Raw genomic sequence first — 19768 nt, forward strand, 5'->3', positions numbered from 1 at the left:
CAGTAGGCAGTAGGCAGTAGGCAGTAGGCAGTAGGCAGTAGGCAGTAGGCAGTAGGCAGTAGGCAGTAGGCAGTAGGGTTACGTCGAGGCCATGCAGCGATGAGGGGTTCACTTATTCGGTGCATTCGCTTATTGGCCCTACTCCCTACTCCCTACTCCCTACTCCCTACGAGCCCATGATCCGTCTCGAAAATATCGGCAAGCAGAACGGCCGACAGATCGTCTTCATCGAAGCCTCGGCCGCCTTGCAGAAGGGCGAGAAGGTCGGGCTCGTCGGCCCGAACGGCGCCGGCAAGACGACCTTGTTCCGCATGATCATCGGTCAGGAGCAGCCCGACGAGGGACAGGTCTCGATCGATCGCGGCGTGACCATCGGCTATTTCAGCCAGGATGTCGGCGACATGGGCGGCATGAGCGCCGTCGCCGAGGTCATGGAAGGGGCGGGGCCGGTCAGCGCGGTGGCCGCGGAGATGCGCGAGCTAGAGCACGCCATGGGCGATCCCGAGCGCGCCGGCGAGATGGATCAGATCATCGAGCGCTACGGCGAGTTGCAGCACCGTTTCGAGGAGCTCGACGGCTATGCGCTGGACGGCCGCGCGCGCGAGGTGCTGGACGGCCTCGGCTTCAGCCAGGAGATGATGGACGGCGACGTTTCAAAACTCTCCGGCGGCTGGAAGATGCGCGTGGCGCTCGCCCGCATCCTGTTGATGCGGCCCGACGTCATGCTGCTCGACGAGCCGTCGAACCATCTCGACCTCGAAAGCCTGATCTGGCTGGAGAAGTTCCTGAAGGACTATGACGGCGCGTTGCTGATGACCTCGCACGACCGCGAGTTCATGAACCGCATCGTGTCGAAAATCATCGAGATCGACGCCGGTGCGCTGACGTCCTATTCCGGCAATTACGAATTCTACCAGGAGCAGCGTGCGCTGGCCGACAAGCAATTGCAGGCGCAGTTCGAGCGCCAGCAGGCGATGCTGGCCAAGGAGATCGCCTTCATCGAGCGTTTCAAGGCGCGCGCTTCGCATGCGGCCCAGGTGCAGAGCCGGGTGAAGAAGCTCGACAAGATCGACCGCGTCGAGCCGCCGAAGCGCCGCCAGACGGTGGCCTTCGAGTTCCAGCCGGCGCCGCGCTGCGGCGAGGACGTGGCGACGCTGAAGGGCATCCACAAGGCCTATGGCAGCCGCACCATCTATTCAGGCCTCGACTTCCAGATCCGCCGCCGCGAACGCTGGTGCGTGATGGGCGTCAACGGCGCCGGCAAGTCGACGCTTCTGAAGCTGGTCGCCGGGGCTTCCGAGCCGGACGAAGGCACGGTCGCGCGCGGTCCGAGCGTCAAGATGGGCTATTTCGCCCAGCACGCCATGGAGTTGCTCGATGGTGAGCGCACCGTCTTCCAGACGCTGGAGGATAATTTTCCGCAGGCCGGCCAGGCGCCGCTGCGCGCGCTTGCCGGTTGCTTCGGCTTCTCCGGCGACGAGATCGAAAAGAAGTGCCGCGTGCTTTCCGGCGGTGAGAAGGCGCGGCTGGTGATGGCGCTGATGCTGTTCGACCCGCCTAACCTGCTGGTGCTCGACGAACCGACCAACCACCTCGACATCACCACCAAGCAGATGCTGATCGAGGCGCTGTCGCAGTACGAAGGCACCATGCTCTTCGTCTCGCACGACCGCCACTTCCTGGCGGCGCTGTCGAACCGCGTGCTGGAACTGACGCCCGATGGCATCCACACCTATGGCGGCGGCTACACCGAATATGTCGCCCGCACCGGCCAGGAAGCGCCGGGGCTAAGGGGATAGCGACCGCTTCTCAGCCGAACAGCTTGGTTACGAAGCCGCTGAACCAGGCATGCTGCGCTGCGTGGTGGGCTTCCATCAGCCGGTCCTGTTCGTCCCGGTCCTGCGCGCCGAGGGTTCCATAAGGCGCGCCTTGGCGCTCCTGCCATCGCCGGAAGCCGGCCGGACCCTGCTCGGCGTGGAATTGCAGCGCGTAGGTGTTGTCGCCGATCCGGAACGCCTGGTTGGGAAAGATCTCGCTCGAGGCGAGATGCACCGCGCCGGCCGGAAGGTCGAAGGTATGAAAATGGTTCTGCGGCAGGAAAAGGGGCCGATCGAGGAAATCGCCCGCCTCGGCCGTCGGCGTGATCTCGAAATAGCCGAACTCTCTGATGCCGCTCTCCACCGGGCCGACATCGGCGCCAAGATGCCAGGCGATCTGCTGCGCGCCCTGGCAGATGCCGAGCAGCGGCAAATCGTTGTCAAGGCAATGCTCGATCAGCGCCGCTTCGTGATCGAGGAATGGGTGCTTCTCGGTGTCGAAGACGTTGAACGGGCCGCCATAGATCACCGCGCCGTCGACATTTTCGAGATCGATCGTCTCGCCCTTGAACGGCATCGCGGTCGTGACCGCATGGCCGTTCGCTTCAAGGGTCGTCTGGACATGATCGTCGCCAGGCTCTTCCGAGTGCCTGACCAGAACAATGCGCTTCATCGAGGCTCCCGCCGCTCATTCCGCAGAATACTCGATAAGCTTAGCAGGCTGTCGGGAATGTGCCAGCGCCCAGTTCCGACTGGACGCTGACAGGCTGTACAAGCGCGCTGCCGGCGTGCTTACCCCTTCGTCGCCAGGCCGCGATCGATCAGCCGTGCGAGGCGCGCCGAGAAAGCCTTGGCGTCCGCCGGCTTGTCGCCGTCGAGCACGCGCGCTTCGTCGTAAAGCAGATGCGCGGCATCTTCCTTGAACGCCTTTTCGTCCTCGCCGAGCTTTGCCAGCGCCGCGACGCGCTCATGGCGCGGGTTGATCTCGAGGATCGGCTTGGCCGCCTTGTCGAGCCGGCCGGCGGCGTTGAGCAGACGCTCGAACTGGCGGTCCGGGCCATGCTCCGGCGCGACAAGGCAGACGGCGCTTTCCGTCAGCCGGTCGGAGGCCTTCACGTCCGATACCTCCTCGCCGAGCGTCGTCTTCACGAAAGCCAGGAACGTCGCGATGTCCGATGACGTTTCGGTGCCCGGCTTCGCCGCATCGTCGGGCAGCGGAATGTCGGCAAGCTCTGCCGCGCCCTGCGTCACCGACTTGAACGGCTTGCCGTCGAATTCCGGCGCCATCGTCACCCAGAAACTGTCGACCGGATCGGTGAGCAAGAGCACCTCGATGCCGCGTGCGCGAAACCCTTCGAGCTGCGGCGAGGCCTCCAACCGGGCACGGTCGTCGCCGGCCATGAAGAAGATAGCTTTCTGGCCCTCCTTCATTGCTCCGACATACTCGGCAAGGCTGCGCCAGCCTTCGCCCGAAGCCGTCGAACGGAAACGGGCAAGCTTCAGCAACTGCTCGCGCCGCTCGTAATCCTCATAGAGACCTTCCTTGAGGACGACGCCGAAATTCTCCCAGATTTTTGCGTAGGTTTCGGAATCGTTTTCGGCTGTTTTGGCGAGGTCGCCGAGAACGCGGTTGGTCACGCCCTTGCGGATCGAGGCAAGCAGCGGGCTTTCCTGGATCATCTCGCGCGACACGTTGAGCGGCAGGTCGGCGGAATCGACCAAGCCGCGCACGAAGCGCAAGTAGCGCGGCAGGAGATCGGCGTCGTCGGTGATGAAGACGCGCCGCACATAGAGCTTGATGCGGCCCTTGCGGTCCTGGTCGAAGAGATCGAACGGCCGCGATCCGGGCACGAAAGCGAGCACGCTGTATTCCTGCCGGCCCTCGGCGCGGAAATGGATGATCGAGGCCGGCTCGTCATACTGGCCGGCGATGCTGCGGTAAAAGTCGGTATATTCCTCCGGCTTGATCTCGCTCTTCTGCCGCACCCAAAGCGCCATGCCGTCGGCGATGTCGCGCGGCTCGGCGCCGGGTTTCTCGATAAGCGTGATCGGCACCGGCACATGACCCGACTGCGACTTCGCCAGACCTTCGAGCCGGTAGGGCGTGGTGTAGGAGGAAGCATCCTCCATCAGATGCAACACGACGCGCGTGCCGCGCTTGGGCGCCGCCTCAAGTGGCGCCGGTGCGATCTCATAGGTGCCCTTGCCATCGGACGACCAGCGGAAGGCCTGGTCGCTGCCGGCCTGGCGGCTGATGACGTCGACCCGATCCGCGACCATGAAGGCAGAATAGAAGCCGACGCCGAACTGGCCGATGAGCTGTGTGTCCTCCGCCGCCTTGCCGGACTCGACGCGCTCCATGAAGGCGCGCGTGCCGGAGCGCGCGATCGTCCCCAGCGCCTCCGCCATCTCGCCGCGGCTCATGCCGATGCCGTTGTCCTCGACGGAAAGCTGCTTATTGTCCGGGTCGGCGGCGATGATGATGCGCGGCTTCGGATCCTCGCCCAAAAGCTCGGGCCGGCTTACCGCCTCGAAGCGCAGCTTCTCGCAGGCGTCCGCCGCGTTGGATATCAGCTCGCGCAGGAAGACGTCGCGGTCCGAATAGACCGAATGCACCATCATGTGCAGCAGCCGCGAGACATCCGCCTCGAAAGTCCTGGTTTCCGTCGTCTTGGTGTCAGTCGTCATTCAAAATTCCCGGGTTGGTTATTTGTCCGCCGCGCCAGCACGTGCGGGGTTCGATCGTCAGCCATTGTTGCTTGTGGAGGCCCGCCCTGCCAGCGCTGCGGGCGCCATCGAAACCATGTCCGGCGCCAGAATATCGTGGCGGCGGGCGAAGGCAACAAGGGTTGCCCGTACCGTTTCCGGGTCGATCTCGCCGGCAATGCCGGCCTTGCAGGCGTTGAGCGCGATCGCATGCGCGCTGCTCCTGCTCACAGCCGGCCAATCTTGCAGAAGGGCATGGGCTTCCGCCACGGTCTCGATCCGCGCCGGCAAACCCATGCCGACGAGCACGGTGACAGGTTCTTCAAAGCGGTCGTGGGTCATGGTCTGAAGCTCCTGTTGGATGCATGCCCCTGATTCCGGGGCGAACGCCGGCCGTCCCGGCCAGCGCATGTCGGCGCCGGTAGGGCGGTTGCAGGACAATGCCATGCGGCTGGCTTATGCCGGGGAAGGCGTGCACAACCACCGGCCCGGCCAACGTTATGTGCGTCGCTGAACTTTGCTGGTTCAGGCGCGGCGGGGGCAGCGCGCCATGCGCCTTGGTCAGGGCTTCGATCCAGGCGGCGACCGCCAGCGGGACCGGCGCGCGCCCCTCGATCCAGCGCGCCGCATCCGTCCTGGAACAGTCAAGCTCCTGCGCAAGATCGGCGGCATCCCATCGCAAGGTTCTCAGGCATTCCCGCAAACGTCCCGCAATCATGGCAATCGTGTTCCCCGTGCAAGCGTCTCATCCCATCTCGATGCAGTTGATGGACCCCGCCCGCCAGGGGCGGGGTCGATCTCGTTCAGTTTCACGCGGATGTTTCGGTGGCCGACACCTGCTGTGCGGCGAGGAACATCAGCGTCGAGGCGACGGTCCGCCGATTCCATCCGGCGGATTCGGCCGTGTCGAGCAAGCCTGCCAGCAGCGGCTTCAGCGCGCTTCGGCATTCGGCTTCATAAGCGAGGAATTCGCTTGCCGGATGCGTCGGCGCCGGAATCGAGCCATTGCCGCTTATCATATCCATCAGGGCCTCCCATTGTACCTGGTGAAGCGCCCGCTCCCGTAGCCGGGAGCGGGCTTTGGTCAGCGTCTTAGAAGTCCATGCCGGCGCCGGCCGGCATGGCGGCAGCGGCCTCCTTCTTCGGTTTCTCGGCCACCATCGCCTCGGTGGTGACGAGCAGACCGGCGACCGAAGCCGCGTCCTGCAGCGCGGTGCGCACGACCTTGGCGGGGTCGATCACACCCTGCTTGTAGAGGTCGCCATATTCACCGGTCTGGGCGTTCCAGCCATAGGCGAAGTCGGTCTTCTCGCGCAGCTTGCCGACGATGATCGAGCCTTCCGCCCCGCTATTCTCCGCAATTTGGCGGGCCGGCGCCTCGATGGCGCGTCGCACAATGTCGACGCCATATCTCTGGTCAGGGTTGTCGACGGTCAGCGCATCAAGCGCCTTGGCAGCCCTGAGCAGAGCCACCCCGCCGCCGGGCAGTATGCCTTCCTCGACCGCGGCCCGGGTCGCATGCATGGCGTCGTCGACGCGGTCCTTTCGCTCCTTGACCTCGACCTCGGTCGAGCCGCCGACGCGGATCACTGCCACGCCGCCGGCGAGCTTGGCGAGCCGCTCCTGCAGCTTCTCGCGGTCGTAGTCCGAGGTGGTTTCCTCGATCTGAGCCTTGATCTGCGTAACGCGACCCTGGATCTCCTCCTTCTTGCCGGCGCCGCCGACGATCGTGGTGTTCTCCTTCTCGACCACCACCTTCTTGGCGCGGCCCAGCATCTCCAGCGTGACGTTCTCCAGCTTGATGCCGAGATCCTCGCTGATGGCGGTGCCGCCGGTGAGGATGGCGATGTCCTCCAGCATGGCCTTGCGCCGGTCGCCGAAGCCCGGAGCCTTGACGGCGGCGACTTTCAGCCCGCCGCGCAGCTTGTTGACGACGAGCGTCGCAAGAGCTTCGCCCTCGACATCCTCGGCGATGATCAGTAGCGGCTTCCCGGACTGGACCACAGCCTCCAGCACCGGCAGCAGGGCCTGGAGATTGCTGAGCTTCTTCTCGTGGATCAGCACATAGGGCTCTTCGAGCTCGACGCGCATCTTGTCCTGATTGGTGATGAAGTAGGGTGAGAGGTAGCCGCGGTCGAACTGCATGCCTTCGACGACTTCCAGCTCGGTGTCGGCCGTCTTGGCCTCCTCGACGGTGATGACGCCTTCGTTGCCGACCTTCTGCATCGCCTCGGCCAGGAAGCGGCCGATCTCGGCATCGCCATTGGCCGAGATCGTGCCGACCTGGGCGATCTCGTCATTTCTGGTCACTTTGCGGGCGTTGGTCTTCAACTCCTGAACAATAGCCTCGACGGCTTTATCGATGCCGCGTTTCAGGTCCATAGGATTCATGCCCGACGCGACGGCCTTGGCGCCTTCCTTGACTATCGCCTGAGCCAGAACGGTCGCGGTGGTCGTGCCGTCGCCGGCGATGTCGCTGGTCTTCGAGGCGACCTCGCGCACCATCTGGGCGCCCATGTTCTCGAACTTGTCCTCGAGCTCGATCTCCTTGGCGACGGTGACGCCGTCCTTGGTGATGCGCGGGGCGCCGAACGACTTGTCGATCACGACGTTGCGGCCCTTCGGACCGAGCGTCACCTTTACCGCGTCGGCCAGGATGTTGACGCCGCGCAGCATGCGGTCACGGGCGTCGGAATGGAACTTCACTTCCTTGGCAGCCATTGGATCACTCCTTGCTTAGGCAGTTTTCATTGACTGATTGCGGTTCGACCCGGCCCCGTCAGGCGGCTTTCTTCAGCGTCGCGGTCTGCTCGATTACGCCCATCACGTCGCTTTCCTTCATAATGAGCAGGTCCTCACCGTTGAGCTTGATTTCGGTTCCGGACCACTTGCCGAACAGGATGCGGTCGCCGACCTTCACGTCGAGGGGCACGAGCTTGCCGCTCTCGTCGCGACCGCCCGGGCCTACGGCGATGACTTCGCCTTCCTGCGGCTTTTCCTTGGCAGTGTCAGGGATGATGATGCCGCCGGCCGTCTTCTCTTCGGCCTCGATACGGCGGACGAGTACACGGTCATGCAATGGACGGAACGTCATATCGTTCTCCTTCAGGACAAACAGATTGCGAGAGGTTCCTCCGCTCCGGACCGGCAGGACCGGAGCGGGGCTCGCGCGACCCTTTCGGCGTCGCGCGCATGTCGAGCTAATTTTGCCTTCTTCTACTTTCAAGGGGGTGTCGCAAAATTTTTGGCACTCTCGACCCTGGAGTGCTAGCGCGCTGAAAACATGCGGTAAATTCGATCGTGCCGATAAAGGAGAGGCTTGAATTCGCGATTGAGCTGAACAAAATTATCGGCGCCCGGCAGCGCCAGGTCTGCCGAGAAATTGAACGCTGAAACAGCAAGGAGTTTTTGGAGACGGAGGACAGAAATGGACCGACAGACACTTTCGCCGATCATTCCTTCCCTAGCTCCCGAAATATCAGACCTTTCGCTCGATCGGCTGCTGTCCCCGGCCAGCCATTTCCAGCACCCGCGGGATGTGCTGGAGGACAGCTCGCTCGACATCTGGGAAAAGCGGGCGATCCTTTCGTCCTGGGCATCCGACGCCTGCGCCGTGGAATCGATGCCGGCGCTGCGCCAGCCGCCAGGGGCCGAACGGCCGGTCTCCTTCGACGAGATCATGGATGCGCTGCGCCGGCTGGATGCGCTCGCTCCGCCGCCGACCGGCCCTGCCGATGACGACCACCGGCAACTGGTCGACCGGCTGAGCGCGTGAGGGCCGAAGGCGATGGCGAGCACGGTCAGCACGGAATTCCGCTTGCAGATGAATGGCTATGGCTTGACCACTGCCGAGATCCACTACCATCTGCCGGACCATCCCAGCCTGCTCCAGCTCTACGTGTGGCAGGACTATGATCTCGCCCCGGATTTCCCCACGCTGAGGGGTTTTCTGGGATTTTGGGAGCGCGAGCTGGCAGGCGCCTTGCATTCTGTCCGCGTCGCCCATCATCGGCTCATCAGGCCATCGGAATGGCGGGCTGTCGACGGGATCATCGCGATCCATTGAAGATCGGCTCCGCCAAGGCGCTCGTCGTGCGGCCGCTCTTCCGCATGCAGGCGAAGACTTTTTCACGACGTTGAAAGCGGCTTCGGGCTGGGCCTTGACGTCCCGGCCCTGAATTCCCAGATCGATTTCGCCGGTGCTTGAGAGACCGGCAAGGTCAAGGGGCGCCGCTTCCTTGGCGCCCCTCGTATCTATGTTGCTCAATGGAGGATGTAGCTATGAGAACCACGTTTGACTTCAGTCCCCTGTTCCGGTCGAGCATCGGTTTCGATCGAATGCTGAACGCCCTCGAAACGGCGAGCCGGATCGACACCGTCGACAATTGGCCACCCTACGATATCGCCAAGACCGCGGAAGACGACTACCGCATCACCATGGCGGTGGCAGGCTTCGCGCAGGACGAACTGGCCATCACCCAGGAGCAGAACATGCTCATGGTCTCAGGCCAGAAAGCCGGCGAGGATAAGGGTGAGTACCTGCATCGCGGCATCGCCGGTCGCGCATTCCAGCGCCGCTTCGAGCTTGCCGACCACGTCAAAGTCGTCGGTGCCAGCTTGGTGAATGGCCTGCTAACGATCGATCTGAAGCGTGAGATTCCCGAAGAGATGAAACCGCGCCGGATCGAGATCGCAGCCGACAAGGCGCCCAAAGGCGCAACGAAGAAGATCGAAGGCGAGAAGCAGGCCGCCTGAGGAGCCGCCTGTCAGCGCATCCGCGCAACGCGCCGGGCACATCGCCCGGCGCGGCAGGAAGCTTTTGCAAGCCGGTGAACAGAAAGGAGGAAACCATGAGCGTCCGTGATCTGATTCCCTGGGGCCGGAGCAGCGGCAACCAGGTTCCAAGCTTGTTCCGCGACGGCGAGCGCGATCCGTTCCTGTCGCTGCATCGTGAGGTGAACCGCCTGTTTGACGATGTTTTCCGCGGCTTCGACAGCCGGTTACCGTCCTTTGGCGGTGTTTCCGCCGTCGGCGCTGGTTGGCCGAGCGTCGAGATCTCCAACAGCGAGAAGGAGATCAAGGTGATGGCCGAGGTGCCGGGCCTCGAGCAGAAAGACATCGAGGTTTTGCTCGACGACGGCGTACTGACGCTGCGAGGCGAGAAACGCTCCGAGACGGATGACAAGGATAGGCAGTTCTCCGAACGTTATTATGGCCGCTTCGAACGCCGCATCCCGGTCGGCTACGAGGTCAAGGAAGACGAGGTGGAGGCGCGCTTCAGGAACGGCGTCCTGACCGTCACCCTGCCGAAGAGCGAAAAGGCCCAGTCGCAGGTCAAGCGCATCGACATCAAGAGCTGATGCATCGACGCGGGAGGTCGGTCGATGCGCCTCCCGCGTCGCAATCCTCGATGAGAACCGGATCGTCGCGCAGCGCACCCGATCCATCAGGCGCGGCCTGGGACAGAAATTTATGCGACGGGGCTTCTCTTTTCCGTCCAGAAGTCTTCGCATCGGTCATGTGAATGATGACAAGCAGCTCGCTGTCTTTGCCTTTTTCGACCCGGGCTCTGAGCATCCATCCAGAGACAAGATTAACGTATGTTAGGAACGGACGGGAGATCACCTGACAGCGGATCCGCATAAGATTGGGACCGGCGATGACCTTAATTTCGGTTTCCTTTGCACAGGCTTCCCGGACGGCAGGTAAAGAGATAAATTAGCAATTCGTTAAGTACGCCCGGGGGCGAGCGTAAAAAGGGTGTGTCGTCGAGCGTAAGGGATGTGCCGTGATGAATTTCAAGTCTCTGATCAAGCGGGCCGAGGACGTCGACAAGGAGTTTCAGGAACTCCAATCGGATCTGGCGGAAGCATTCGAGGACGTTCTTAAAGATGACGAACGGCCGCCGTCGGAGGACGATACCGTTGCCGGCCAGGAGCTGGTGGCAAGCGATGAGAATCCGCCGCCCGAAGCTCAGCCCGAGGCAGCTCCATCGCGGCTGACGCCACATACCCAGACGCGGCTCGCCGCCTTGGAGGCGGTTGCCGGGCTTTTCCGCGACGGGCAGGGGCATCTGCAGGAGATCGAGGCGAAACTGGCGGAGATCGCCACCGCGCATCATATGACGCGCGAAATCCTCAATGTCTTCCATCGCGACGTGTTGCGTTCCAACGAGCTGGAGCTGGCAAACGTCGCGCTCACCACCGAGCACAAGGCGCTCTCGGAACAATTGCTCGACGCCGCCCGCAAGCAGCGTGAGCGCGACGGCGCGGCCGAGGCCTGGCAGCAGCGCGAGGCGAGCCTCGTTCAAGACCGGGAGCAGTTGCGCTCCGCGCTGGCGGCCGTGCGCCTGGAGCTGGTGGAGATGAGCAATGAGAACGCCAGGCGCGAGAAGGAGTTCGGCGAGATCGTCAAGGTCCTGACCGCCAAGACCGTCGAAGTCGACAGGCGCGGCGCCGAGAACAAGCTGCTGCGTGAAAAGCAGGTCGGCCTCGCGGTCGATCTGGAGCAGGCGCAAAAGCGCGAGGCGGAAGCCCGGCACAAATTCGACGAGTTCGCGGCAACCCACGCCAGCGAAACCGCCCATATCGCCGAGCTGATGGCTCAACTCGGCAACCACGAAAAGGAAGAGACACGGCTGCAGAAGGCGCTGGAGGCAACGCAGGCCAAGCTTGCCGAAACAGCCGAGGCGGCGCGGATAGCCGAAAGCGACAGCGCCGCCGAATTGGCGCGCAGCCAGGCGGAAATGCGCGGTTTGCGTGCCGAGATCCAGGAACTGCAGTCGCGTCTGGATCAGGTCTCGACCGACAATGGCGAAGCCACGGCCGAAATCACCAGGCTCAAGGCGCAGTTGAGCGACGCTGCCACCGAACGCCAGATTGCGGAGGAAAGGCTCGCCGTACTCAAGGACGAGAGCGACGCCGACAAGAAGAACCTGTCGGTAGTCACCACCAATCTCTCACAGCTTTCGCTGCAACAGGCTTCCGAGCAAATCCAGCTCGATATCCAGAAGCAGGAATGCGAGGACCTGCGCGCCGAGGTCGAAGCGCTCAATGCCCGCATCCGGGAATTGCTGCCCTACGAGCGCCTGCATCGGGTGACCGACGCAAGGTCGCGCAAGGATGGCGCGCCTCAAGCCAACGGGATCATCGCGGAAACGGTGCGTCCCGCCCCGCGGCGTGTCCCCCGGCGCAACATGCGGGCGAACGGGAGCTGAGAAATTTCTGCGCAGTTTCGGAGATCGCTCTGGCCGGCTATTTCCCCGCCATGCCGTCGGCGAGGTCCTGCGCCTCCTTGAGCAGCGCCGGGAAGGAAGGATCGCCGGGCAGGCGCTGGGCCATGCAGGCGCGGTAGTCGGCGTCGCCCTTCTCCCAGGCGGCGTTTGCCGGATCGGAAGCCTGCGGGTCGTCCTGATCCGAGCCCTGATCGGCCTGCTGGGCCTTCTGCGCTGCCGCGTCGGCGGCTGCCCAGATCGAATCGCAGGCCGCGATCTTCGGCACCGCAGGCGAGGCTGGCGCCTCGGCGATCAGCACGCGGTCGCCTTTCACAACCGGCACCACCACATGCTGGTCGTAGATCGGCCCGACATCCTGCGTCCAGCCGCCGAGCCGTGCGATCGCCATGTCGGCGCCGTCGGGCTTCTTCAGCGCAAAGTCGAGCGTGCCCGAGAAGGCGGCGTCACTGCCGATGGCCTGAGTGTAGAAACCGTCGAGCTTCAGCGCCGCGCCGATGTCGGTGGGCAGCTTGAAATCCGCTTCCGTCTCGGCCGATTTGGACTGGAGCCAGCGCCCGGTCAGCCCGCGCGTCGAGACGACGATGCTGGGGCCGTCGTCGCTCTGGGCATATCGTAACCCGTCGAGCATGCCATAGCCGATGTCGGAGGCGTTGAGGCTTTCGATGTTGTTGGTGCCGGTCGCCGGAAAACCCTTGACCGAAAGCGGGCCGAGAATGGCGGCGAGACGCTGCTGGAGATCGGCCAGCGCCTTCTCGTTCTGCGCGTCGAGGGTTTCGATGGCCGTATTGGCGCTTTCCTGCGCGGTGATATCGGCGATCGCCTTGTCGCGCGCGGCGATATAATCGTCTTCCGGCGAGGCGGCGAGTGCCATGCTGCCCGCCAGTGCAAAGAGAAGCGTAAAGACCAACCGCATGCTGCAACCCCAAGGTTAGCGATCAAATGCCCTTGGCAGCCATCGCCCGACTTGGCGGCTTTTGCGTGGCGGAAATCGAGGGAGGCAAATCTTTATTCCGCTTTCCGCTTCTCCACCTCGGCCTTGCGCAGCAGGAAGCGCTGGATCTTGCCGCTCGGCGTCTTCGGCAGTTCGCTGACGAACTCGACCTCGCGCGGATAGGAATGCGCTGAGAGCCGCTTCTTCACATGCTGGGCGAGCTCCTCCGCCAGTGCTTCGCTCCCCTTGAAGGCGGGCGCCAGCACCACGAAGGCCTTGACGATCTCGGTGCGCTGCGGATCGGGCACGCCGACCACCGCCGCTTCGTTGACGGCCGGATGCTCGATCAGCGCACTTTCGACATCGAACGGCCCGATGCGGTAGCCGGCCGAGGTGATGACGTCGTCGGGCGGCCGATGAAGGAGACGGAGCCGTCCGGCTCATATTCCACCGTATCGCCGGTGCGGTAATAGCCGCCCGCGATCGCCGGCGTCTCCGCCTCGTGGTAGCCGCCGAACCAGCGCAGCGGCGAGTTCGCGATGTCGACCGCGAGCACGCCGGGCTGGTTGGGGCCGAGCTCGTTGCCTTCGTCATCCAGCACCACCATGCGATAACCCGGCATAGCGAAGCCGGCGGAACCCGCGCGGACAGGATGCCTAAGTCCGTGGTGGTTATTGACCATCATGCCGTTCTCGGTCTGGCCGTAATGGTCGTGGATGGGCGCGGCGAGGTTGGCGTCGAACCAGCGGATCACTTCCGGATTGAGCGGCTCGCCGGCGCTGCTCACCACGCGCAGCTTTCCTTTGACGCGCGCGGCTGCCTCCGGTCCTTCCGCCATCAGCAGGCGATAGGCCGTCGGCGAGCCGGCAAGGCTGGTGACGCCGAGGCGCTCGATGATGTCGTAGGTCGATTTGGCGTTGAAGGCGCCTTCGTAGAAGGTGGTGGCGATGCCGAGCTGCAAGGGCCCGGTGATGGCGTAGTAGAGCCCGTAGGCCCAGCCGGGATCGGCGATGTTCCAGAACACGTCGTCGGGCGTGAGCCCGATCGCGTCGCGCATATAGGCGCCGAAGGCAAGCAGCGCGCTGAGCGGCACCGGCACGCCCTTCGGATGCCCGGTCGTGCCCGAGGTCGACATCATCATGAACAGGTCCGACCCCTTGCGCATCACTGGTTCGCAGTCGGGGGAGGCGGCGGCAAGGGCGGCGCGGAAATCGACATCGCCGGCGCGCAGGACGTCACCGGAGTCTAGGATGGTGGCGATGCGCGGATGGTTGTCCACCTCGTCGAGCTTGCCGCGATTGGCGGGGTTGGTCACCACCAGCTTCGCCTTGCTGTAGCTGAGACGATGCTCGATCGCCTTCGGCCCGAAGGCGGTGAACAGAGGCTGGTAGACCGCGCCGACACGCCACGTGCCGAGGATCAGCGCCACCAATTCCGGAATGCGCGGCAGCATGCCGGCAACGACATCGCCGGGACCGACACCAAGCGCCTTCAGCATCGTGCCGACGCGGCCGGACATGTCTGCCAGATCGTCGAAGGAGTATTCGCGCAGTTCGCCGGCCGCCGAGATCGCACGCAGCGCCAGCCGGTTTTGGCCTGCATAGCGGCCGCAACATTCGACATAGGCGTTGATGCCGGTCGCCGGATCGCCATTCAGCCGCGCGATCTCGTCCTCGATGCGGAAGCGCCGAACGGCGTCCTCATAGCGCGGCAGCGCCTGCGTCTTGATCATGGCTATCCTCCCTCGACGGCAGATCATCTCCCCATGATCGCCGTTGGGTGAGATTGCCCGAAAAGAGGGCGCGGGTCGATTGCGGCGAAAGTCGAGCCCCTGGCTCACCAGTGTTTCCCTCCCTGCCAATCGTCCGAAGCTGCGGAGGATGGCCGTGCAAGGATTGGCCGCGTGCGCGCCAGCCTGTACTATGGCCTGGTGCCAGCCTGTACTATGGCCTGGTGAGTGCAGGGAGGGGAGGGCGCGCATGCGGCTTAATCGGAATCTCTGTCAATTGAGAATTTGGGCTGTGGCCGCCGGGCTCGCCCTTTGGTCCCATGTGGCGGCGGCCGACCCCATCACACCCGAGCGGGTCACCGCTGCGTTATCGAAGCTCGAAACGCTGGCGCAAGACGTCGTCGCCAATGGCGGTGTTCCCGGCCTCGCCATCGCCGTCGTGCACAATGACGAGGTGGTCTTCCTCAAGGGGTTTGGTCATCGCGAAGTCGGAAAGTCGGAGGCAGTCGATGCCGACACGGTGTTCCAGATCGCTTCGCTCTCCAAGCCGGTCTCGGCCACGGTCGTGGCCGCGCTGGTCAGCGACGGAGCAGTATCCTGGGATTCCAAGGTCGCAGACCTCGATCCGGCCTTCCGGCTTGCCGATCCCTATCCAACGAGTGAACTCACGATCCGCGACCTGTTCTCGCATCGCAGCGGACTTCCGGGCACCGCCGGGGACGATCTCGAGGACATAGGCTACGATCGCGCCACGATCCTCCACCGCCTGCGCTTCGTGCCGCCATCGTCGAGCTTTCGCGCCGGCTACTCCTACTCCAATTTCGGACTGACCGAGGGTGCCGTCGCGGCCGCCAGGCCGACAGGCAAGCCCTGGGAAGAAGTCGCCGAGGAGAAGCTCTATCGTCCGCTCGGAATGGCTTCGACCAGCTCCCGCCATGCGGATTTCCTCAAGCACGCCGATCGTGCCGCGCTCCACGTCAGGGTCGACGACGCCTGGGCCGCGAAGGTCAAGCGCGATCCGGACGCTCAGGCGCCCGCCGGCGGCGTCAACTCCACCGCGCGCGATCTCGCGCAATGGGTCCGCCTGCTGCTCGGCGACGGCGTCTATGCCGGTAAGACGCTGATTGCCGCCGATGCGCTGGCCCAGACCCACGTGCCCCTGATGACGCGCGGCAAGAACCCGGTCACCGGCGGCGAATCCTTTTATGGCCTCGGCTGGAACATCGAATTCGGCCGGCACGGACTGAGCTGGGGCCATGCCGGTGCCTTCAGCGTCGGCGCCCGCACACTGGTGACGATCTTTCCGAAGGAGAAGCTCGGCATCGTTATTCTCGCCAACGCTTTTCCGACAGGTGTGCCCGAGGGACTGTCCGACAGCTTCGCCGATCTCGTCTTCGACGGCAAAGTCGAGAAGGATTGGATCGAGGCGTGGAACGGCATCTATGTCGGGCTGTTCGGCCCGACGGTCGAGGCGGCCAAGGCCGCCTATGCCCGGCCGCCGTCTCCGCCGACGCCGCCGCGGCCGGCTGGCGCCTATGCCGGCCGCTACGCCAACGACTTCATCGGTGACGCGGTCGTATCGGGGGCGGGCGACGGCCTGCTGCTCAAGGTGGGGCCCGCCGGGGCGCGGTCTTATTCGCTGACACATTTCGACGGTGATCTGTTCCTGGCCTATCCCGACGCCGAGACCCCGGACAGGCCGGCAGGAGTAAGCTTTGTCGTCGGCCCGGACGGCGAAGCATCGACAATCACCATCGGGTTCCTCGACGACAATCATCTGGGCACGCTGCAGCGGGTTGGGGACTAACCACGTCGGCCCCTTTGGTCAGGACGCCCGGCCATGCTGGAGCAACTTGAAGCAATCGCCGCTGCCCGATCTCGACTGCGTCAGCACCGGCTTCGATCGGTCGAGCCATTCCTGGTGTGACTTGGCGTCGGCCTCGATCGCCTCGACCGGTGTCGCACCGACGAAGCTCTTGCCCTTGCTGAACAGCCAGCAGGCGCGGGCGAGGAATCGCCTGCTGCGTTGGCGCAGCAGATCGGCGTCATAGAATATGTCGAGCACCTCGTGCTTAATCTTCTGTTCCTTGTCGGGCTTGGCGACCGCCGCCTCGACCGGCTCGTCGCCGATCGCGTCGTTCAGGTCCTTGTAGTCGAGGCCGAGCTGCGTCGTGGCGTATTTGATCTCGTTCTCGTCGCGCACGATGTTGAACCACAGCGTTGGATCGAGCTCGTTGACGACGAAGGTGTTTTCGAGGTCGCGCGACAGGTTCAGGATATCGAAGTCGCGAATGTCGACATCGCGCTCGACCAGCAGGATCTTTTCGACCTGCTTGCCGAGTTCGGCTCCCTTGGCGCTGATGGCGGCGTTGTTTCCGCCGAGTTCGGGGCCGATATAGGCGCCGCCCTGGTCCAGCACCTCGTCGAACTCGCCGAGCGTTTCGATGACGGGGGCGCCGCGGGCAACGCGCGCGGCGAGCTTGGCGAGAACCTGCTGCAGCTCGGTCTCCCGCTTGCGCTGGTCCTGGTAGTTCTGCTGGAAGAAGAAGATGAACAGCGAAACGCCAATGCCGATGAGGATCACGCCCAGCTGTGAGAAAATGTTGCGGTAATATTCCAGCAGTTTTTCGCGGTGGCGCACGTCGTCACGCACGCTGTGCGCCACGCGCAGATTGACGATCAGCGAAATGATCAGCAGCCCGGCCCCGACAAGGATAAGACCGCCGATGAGGAGATAGCCATGGCCTGCGCTGAAATCCATTTCTGTCGCCCCGACGCCCCGGACAGCCCAGGCTAACGGTATTTCGCTCAAATACCTATGGGGCATGCTGGACGCCGCGACGTCGCTTGCCATTGACCCCGCCGTCCATTGGGCCGATATCCCGCCCGAATTTGCCACCCGAGATCCCGATGACCTCAGACCTCAGAGAGCCGGCCGCCGCGCGCGATCCTCATTCCGCCCAAAAAGATGATGCCGCCTGGCAAGCCGACATCCGCGCTGGCGTGCGCCATGTCCGCGACCTTGCCCCGTTGCCGCTCTCGTACGCCGAGCGCGCCGCCGCGCAGGAAGCCGCCACCGTGCACAAGGTGCGCGTGCCAAAACCCTATCTCGACCTGATCGACTGGAGCGACCCGAACGATCCGATCCGTGCCCAGGTGATCCCGTCGCCGGATGAGCTGGTCGCCACCGAGGGCGAGCTCGACGATCCGATCGGCGACCATGCCTTCAGCCCGGTGCCGCGTCTGACGCACCGCCATGCCGACCGCGTGCTTCTGTTCCCGACCTATCAATGCGCGGTCTACTGCCGCTTCTGCTTCAGAAAGGAGTCGCTGACTTCCATCGGCCGCGGCTACACGCGCGAGGCGCTTGAACCGGCGCTGGCCTATATCGCAGGCCACCCGGAAATCCGCGAGGTGATCCTGACCGGCGGCGATCCGCTGTCGCTGCCCGACAAGGCGCTGGCAGAAATCCTCGCCCACTTGGAGGCGATCCCGCATCTGCGGCTTCTGCGCATCCACACCCGCGTGCCGGTGGCGCTGCCGTCACGCGTCACGCCCGGCATGATCGAGGCGCTGCAGGGCCGCCTGATGGTGAGCGTGGTCACTCACTTCAACCATCCGCGCGAGCTCACGCCGGCGGCCGAGGCGGCTTGCCGCGCCATGCGGCAGGCGGGCTTCGTGCTGCTCAACCAGAGCGTTCTCCTGAAAGGCGTCAACGACAAGGTCGAGGTGCTGGAGGAACTCTGCCGCGAGCTGATGTACAGGCTCGGCGTAAAGCCCTACTACCTGCATCACGGCGACCTCGCGCGCGGCATGGCGCACCGCCGCACCACGATAGCCGAAGGCCAGGCGCTCGTCGCCGGACTGCGACGGCGGCTTTCCGGCATCTGCAACCCGACCTACGTCATCGACCTGCCGGAGGGCGGCGGCAAGGTGCCGCTGGCCGCGAGCCATATCGAGGGGCGGGAAGGGCGGACGTGGAGGATTCGCGGCCAGGACGGCAAGGAGAGGGCCTATACCGAGGTGGTGGCGGACATCTGAAGCGAGAGGCTCCGCCGCTCAAACGCGGCCCGGCAGTCCTGTCGGGGCAATTTGCCGGCTGCCGGGCCGTGGTCCCCGCCGGCTGAGACCAGCGTGGGTCGAAGTTGTCAAAACAGCACCATGTGAACGAAGGATCGCGTGCTTTTACTCCTGCGTTTGCACGATGCAGCGGGCCGGAAAAGGCGCGACACTGCGCTCGATCCTTTTGGATCATCAAAGTCTGTACCGAGAAAGTCCCAAGCTAGGTCCCTTCTAGCGATCCTTGAGCCTCGCCTGCCTCTCCCCGGGGCATGCGGGGCTCTCCCGCTGCTGCTGGGCGGGTCTCAACATTGCCCTCTTCCCGTTGGGAACTGGATTCCGCGCCCCGCATTCTATGAGCGGGGGCTGAAGGAGCGTTGCGTGAAGGCTTTGTTGGGAATTGTCGGCGGCTTCGTGCTAACCCTCGCCGTGTTCGCCAGCGGGCTTGCCTTCGCCACTTGGCTGCTGGCCGCCAAGCCGGTGCGCCAGGCGACGCCCGCGATCGGCGTTTCCGAGCTCTGGACGAAGGACGCCCAACCCGTCGATCCCCAGAAGCAGAACCTTCAACGCATTCCCGCTCAGCAGGCGACCGCCGCCAAGGCCGGCGAGCCGTCGAAGCCCGATAAAGGCTTGCAGACTGCGGCGGTGGCCGCGCCTGGATCGCCCGCAGCGTCACGGCAGCCTGAGTCCGCCGCGGCGCAGACGGGCCAGCCTCCAACAGATTCCAGCGCGGTTCAGCAACCGGCCGCGTCCGATCGGCAGGCGCAGCAACAGCAACTGCCCGCTGCCCATCTGCAATGGTGCGCCGCCCGCTATCGCAGCTACCGCCCGGCGGAAAACAGCTACCGCTCCTACAGCGGCGAGCTGCGCCCCTGCATCTCGCCCTATTACGACCCCAATGGGGACCGCACCGCTTCTACCGGCCAGAACGATCAGGCCAACGATCAGACAGCAGCAAACGACCGCCAGAGTGCCGCGAGTGGCGACCGGATGAGCGACGACCAGGCCGAGATGGAAGGCTACGCTGCGTCCGGCGACGGCTACGCCACCACCTATGGCGGCCCGCCAGAAGAGATTTCACCCGAGGCCGAAGCCGCTCGCCAACAGGGCCGTGCGGTCTCCGCCGACCATGTCGACTACTGCTTCAGCCGCTATCGCTCCTACGACCCGCGTGACAACACTTACCAGCCCTTCGACGGGGGCCCGCGCCGACAGTGCGAGTAGGGGTTTCCTCACCGCAGGTTCGCTCCAACTCCTTCGGAGGCGCTCCCGCTCCCCCTCGGCCTCGCCGA

The 19768-nt window shown here is 64.3% G+C and carries 17 protein-coding genes and 1 pseudogene; 9 read left to right on the forward strand and 9 right to left on the reverse strand.

What is annotated here, in order from left to right:
- Window positions 1-176 precede the first annotated feature (176 nt).
- The gene (locus P9273_RS17420) at window positions 177-1799 is read left to right on the forward strand and encodes an ABC-F family ATP-binding cassette domain-containing protein (RefSeq protein WP_278050023.1); all 1623 of its coding nucleotides are present in this window, start codon (window positions 177-179) and stop codon (window positions 1797-1799) included.
- Window positions 1800-1809: 10 nt separating this feature from the next.
- Here P9273_RS17420 and P9273_RS17425 read toward each other — a convergent pair whose 3' ends face one another.
- From P9273_RS17425 to groES, 6 genes are all read right to left on the reverse strand, one after another.
- The gene (locus P9273_RS17425) at window positions 1810-2490 is read right to left on the reverse strand and encodes a type 1 glutamine amidotransferase (protein ID WP_278050024.1); all 681 of its coding nucleotides are present in this window, start codon (window positions 2488-2490) and stop codon (window positions 1810-1812) included.
- Between the two features lie 119 nt (window positions 2491-2609).
- On the reverse strand, window positions 2610-4505 hold the full coding sequence (gene htpG / locus P9273_RS17430; protein ID WP_278050025.1) for a molecular chaperone HtpG: 1896 nt from the start codon (window positions 4503-4505) through the stop codon (window positions 2610-2612).
- 57 nt (window positions 4506-4562) lie between these two features.
- Window positions 4563-4970: a DUF982 domain-containing protein gene (locus P9273_RS17435; protein WP_278050026.1), complete on the reverse strand. Its 408-nt coding sequence runs from the start codon at window positions 4968-4970 to the stop codon at window positions 4563-4565.
- A 362-nt stretch (window positions 4971-5332) separates the two neighbouring features.
- The gene (locus P9273_RS17440) at window positions 5333-5548 is read right to left on the reverse strand and encodes a hypothetical protein (protein WP_041001723.1); all 216 of its coding nucleotides are present in this window, start codon (window positions 5546-5548) and stop codon (window positions 5333-5335) included.
- A 67-nt stretch (window positions 5549-5615) separates the two neighbouring features.
- Window positions 5616-7244, reverse strand: a complete 1629-nt coding sequence (groL, locus tag P9273_RS17445) for a chaperonin GroEL (RefSeq protein WP_278050027.1) — start codon at window positions 7242-7244, stop codon at window positions 5616-5618.
- A 58-nt stretch (window positions 7245-7302) separates the two neighbouring features.
- The gene (groES, locus tag P9273_RS17450; RefSeq protein WP_041001719.1) at window positions 7303-7617 is read right to left on the reverse strand and encodes a co-chaperone GroES; all 315 of its coding nucleotides are present in this window, start codon (window positions 7615-7617) and stop codon (window positions 7303-7305) included.
- 333 nt (window positions 7618-7950) lie between these two features.
- On the opposite strand from groES, the gene P9273_RS17455 reads away from it, so the two are divergent.
- The 5 genes from P9273_RS17455 (at window position 7951) to P9273_RS17475 (ending at window position 11739) form a co-directional block, all read left to right on the forward strand.
- Window positions 7951-8298, forward strand: a complete 348-nt coding sequence (locus P9273_RS17455; protein WP_278050028.1) for a hypothetical protein — start codon at window positions 7951-7953, stop codon at window positions 8296-8298.
- A gap of 12 nt (window positions 8299-8310) precedes the next feature.
- The gene (locus P9273_RS17460; protein WP_041001717.1) at window positions 8311-8589 is read left to right on the forward strand and encodes an usg protein; all 279 of its coding nucleotides are present in this window, start codon (window positions 8311-8313) and stop codon (window positions 8587-8589) included.
- Between the two features lie 215 nt (window positions 8590-8804).
- Complete coding sequence (locus P9273_RS17465) at window positions 8805-9278, forward strand: Hsp20 family protein (RefSeq protein ID WP_278050029.1); 474 nt, start codon at window positions 8805-8807, stop codon at window positions 9276-9278.
- A 95-nt stretch (window positions 9279-9373) separates the two neighbouring features.
- Window positions 9374-9883, forward strand: coding sequence for an Hsp20/alpha crystallin family protein (locus P9273_RS17470; RefSeq protein WP_278050030.1), 510 nt, complete (start codon window positions 9374-9376; stop codon window positions 9881-9883).
- A gap of 431 nt (window positions 9884-10314) precedes the next feature.
- A complete protein-coding gene (locus tag P9273_RS17475) occupies window positions 10315-11739 on the forward strand; it encodes a hypothetical protein (protein WP_278050031.1) in 1425 nt (474 codons plus the stop codon).
- Window positions 11740-11776: 37 nt separating this feature from the next.
- Here P9273_RS17475 and P9273_RS17480 read toward each other — a convergent pair whose 3' ends face one another.
- A complete protein-coding gene (locus P9273_RS17480; RefSeq protein WP_278050032.1) occupies window positions 11777-12670 on the reverse strand; it encodes a hypothetical protein in 894 nt (297 codons plus the stop codon).
- 92 nt (window positions 12671-12762) lie between these two features.
- Window positions 12763-14420 (reverse strand): annotated as a pseudogene (locus tag P9273_RS17485) (acyl-CoA synthetase).
- Between the two features lie 247 nt (window positions 14421-14667).
- Between P9273_RS17485 and P9273_RS17490 the strand changes: the two are divergent.
- On the forward strand, window positions 14668-16224 hold the full coding sequence (locus P9273_RS17490) for a serine hydrolase (protein WP_278050033.1): 1557 nt from the start codon (window positions 14668-14670) through the stop codon (window positions 16222-16224).
- Between the two features lie 18 nt (window positions 16225-16242).
- On the opposite strand, the gene P9273_RS17495 is transcribed toward P9273_RS17490, so the two are convergent.
- Entirely contained in the window at window positions 16243-17178 is a 936-nt protein-coding gene (locus tag P9273_RS17495; protein WP_278050034.1) for a hypothetical protein, read from the reverse strand.
- Window positions 17179-17327: 149 nt separating this feature from the next.
- On the opposite strand from P9273_RS17495, the gene P9273_RS17500 reads away from it, so the two are divergent.
- Both P9273_RS17500 and P9273_RS17505 read left to right on the forward strand, forming a co-directional pair.
- Window positions 17328-18458: a KamA family radical SAM protein gene (locus P9273_RS17500; protein ID WP_278050035.1), complete on the forward strand. Its 1131-nt coding sequence runs from the start codon at window positions 17328-17330 to the stop codon at window positions 18456-18458.
- Window positions 18459-18857: 399 nt separating this feature from the next.
- Window positions 18858-19700 (forward strand): BA14K family protein, encoded by an 843-nt coding sequence (locus P9273_RS17505; RefSeq protein ID WP_278050036.1) that lies wholly within the window; start codon window positions 18858-18860, stop codon window positions 19698-19700.
- Window positions 19701-19768 lie beyond the last annotated feature (68 nt).

Source organism: Mesorhizobium sp. WSM4935, from assembly GCF_029625735.1.
GTDB lineage: Bacteria > Pseudomonadota > Alphaproteobacteria > Rhizobiales > Rhizobiaceae > Mesorhizobium.

What these genes read in the sequence shown, in the direction of transcription:
- P9273_RS17420 (WP_278050023.1), top strand. Translation starts at nt 177, where the DNA reads ATGATCCGTCTCGAAAATATCGGCAAGCAGAACGGCCGACAGATCGTC.
- P9273_RS17425 (WP_278050024.1), bottom strand. Translation starts at nt 2,490, where the DNA reads ATGAAGCGCATTGTTCTGGTCAGGCACTCGGAAGAGCCTGGCGACGAT.
- htpG (WP_278050025.1), bottom strand. Translation starts at nt 4,505, where the DNA reads ATGACGACTGACACCAAGACGACGGAAACCAGGACTTTCGAGGCGGAT.
- P9273_RS17435 (WP_278050026.1), bottom strand. Translation starts at nt 4,970, where the DNA reads ATGGCATTGTCCTGCAACCGCCCTACCGGCGCCGACATGCGCTGGCCG.
- P9273_RS17440 (WP_041001723.1), bottom strand. Translation starts at nt 5,548, where the DNA reads ATGGATATGATAAGCGGCAATGGCTCGATTCCGGCGCCGACGCATCCG.
- groL (WP_278050027.1), bottom strand. Translation starts at nt 7,244, where the DNA reads ATGGCTGCCAAGGAAGTGAAGTTCCATTCCGACGCCCGTGACCGCATG.
- groES (WP_041001719.1), bottom strand. Translation starts at nt 7,617, where the DNA reads ATGACGTTCCGTCCATTGCATGACCGTGTACTCGTCCGCCGTATCGAG.
- P9273_RS17455 (WP_278050028.1), top strand. Translation starts at nt 7,951, where the DNA reads ATGGACCGACAGACACTTTCGCCGATCATTCCTTCCCTAGCTCCCGAA.
- P9273_RS17460 (WP_041001717.1), top strand. Translation starts at nt 8,311, where the DNA reads ATGGCGAGCACGGTCAGCACGGAATTCCGCTTGCAGATGAATGGCTAT.
- P9273_RS17465 (WP_278050029.1), top strand. Translation starts at nt 8,805, where the DNA reads ATGAGAACCACGTTTGACTTCAGTCCCCTGTTCCGGTCGAGCATCGGT.
- P9273_RS17470 (WP_278050030.1), top strand. Translation starts at nt 9,374, where the DNA reads ATGAGCGTCCGTGATCTGATTCCCTGGGGCCGGAGCAGCGGCAACCAG.
- P9273_RS17475 (WP_278050031.1), top strand. Translation starts at nt 10,315, where the DNA reads ATGAATTTCAAGTCTCTGATCAAGCGGGCCGAGGACGTCGACAAGGAG.
- P9273_RS17480 (WP_278050032.1), bottom strand. Translation starts at nt 12,670, where the DNA reads ATGCGGTTGGTCTTTACGCTTCTCTTTGCACTGGCGGGCAGCATGGCA.
- P9273_RS17490 (WP_278050033.1), top strand. Translation starts at nt 14,668, where the DNA reads ATGCGGCTTAATCGGAATCTCTGTCAATTGAGAATTTGGGCTGTGGCC.
- P9273_RS17495 (WP_278050034.1), bottom strand. Translation starts at nt 17,178, where the DNA reads ATGGATTTCAGCGCAGGCCATGGCTATCTCCTCATCGGCGGTCTTATC.
- P9273_RS17500 (WP_278050035.1), top strand. Translation starts at nt 17,328, where the DNA reads ATGACCTCAGACCTCAGAGAGCCGGCCGCCGCGCGCGATCCTCATTCC.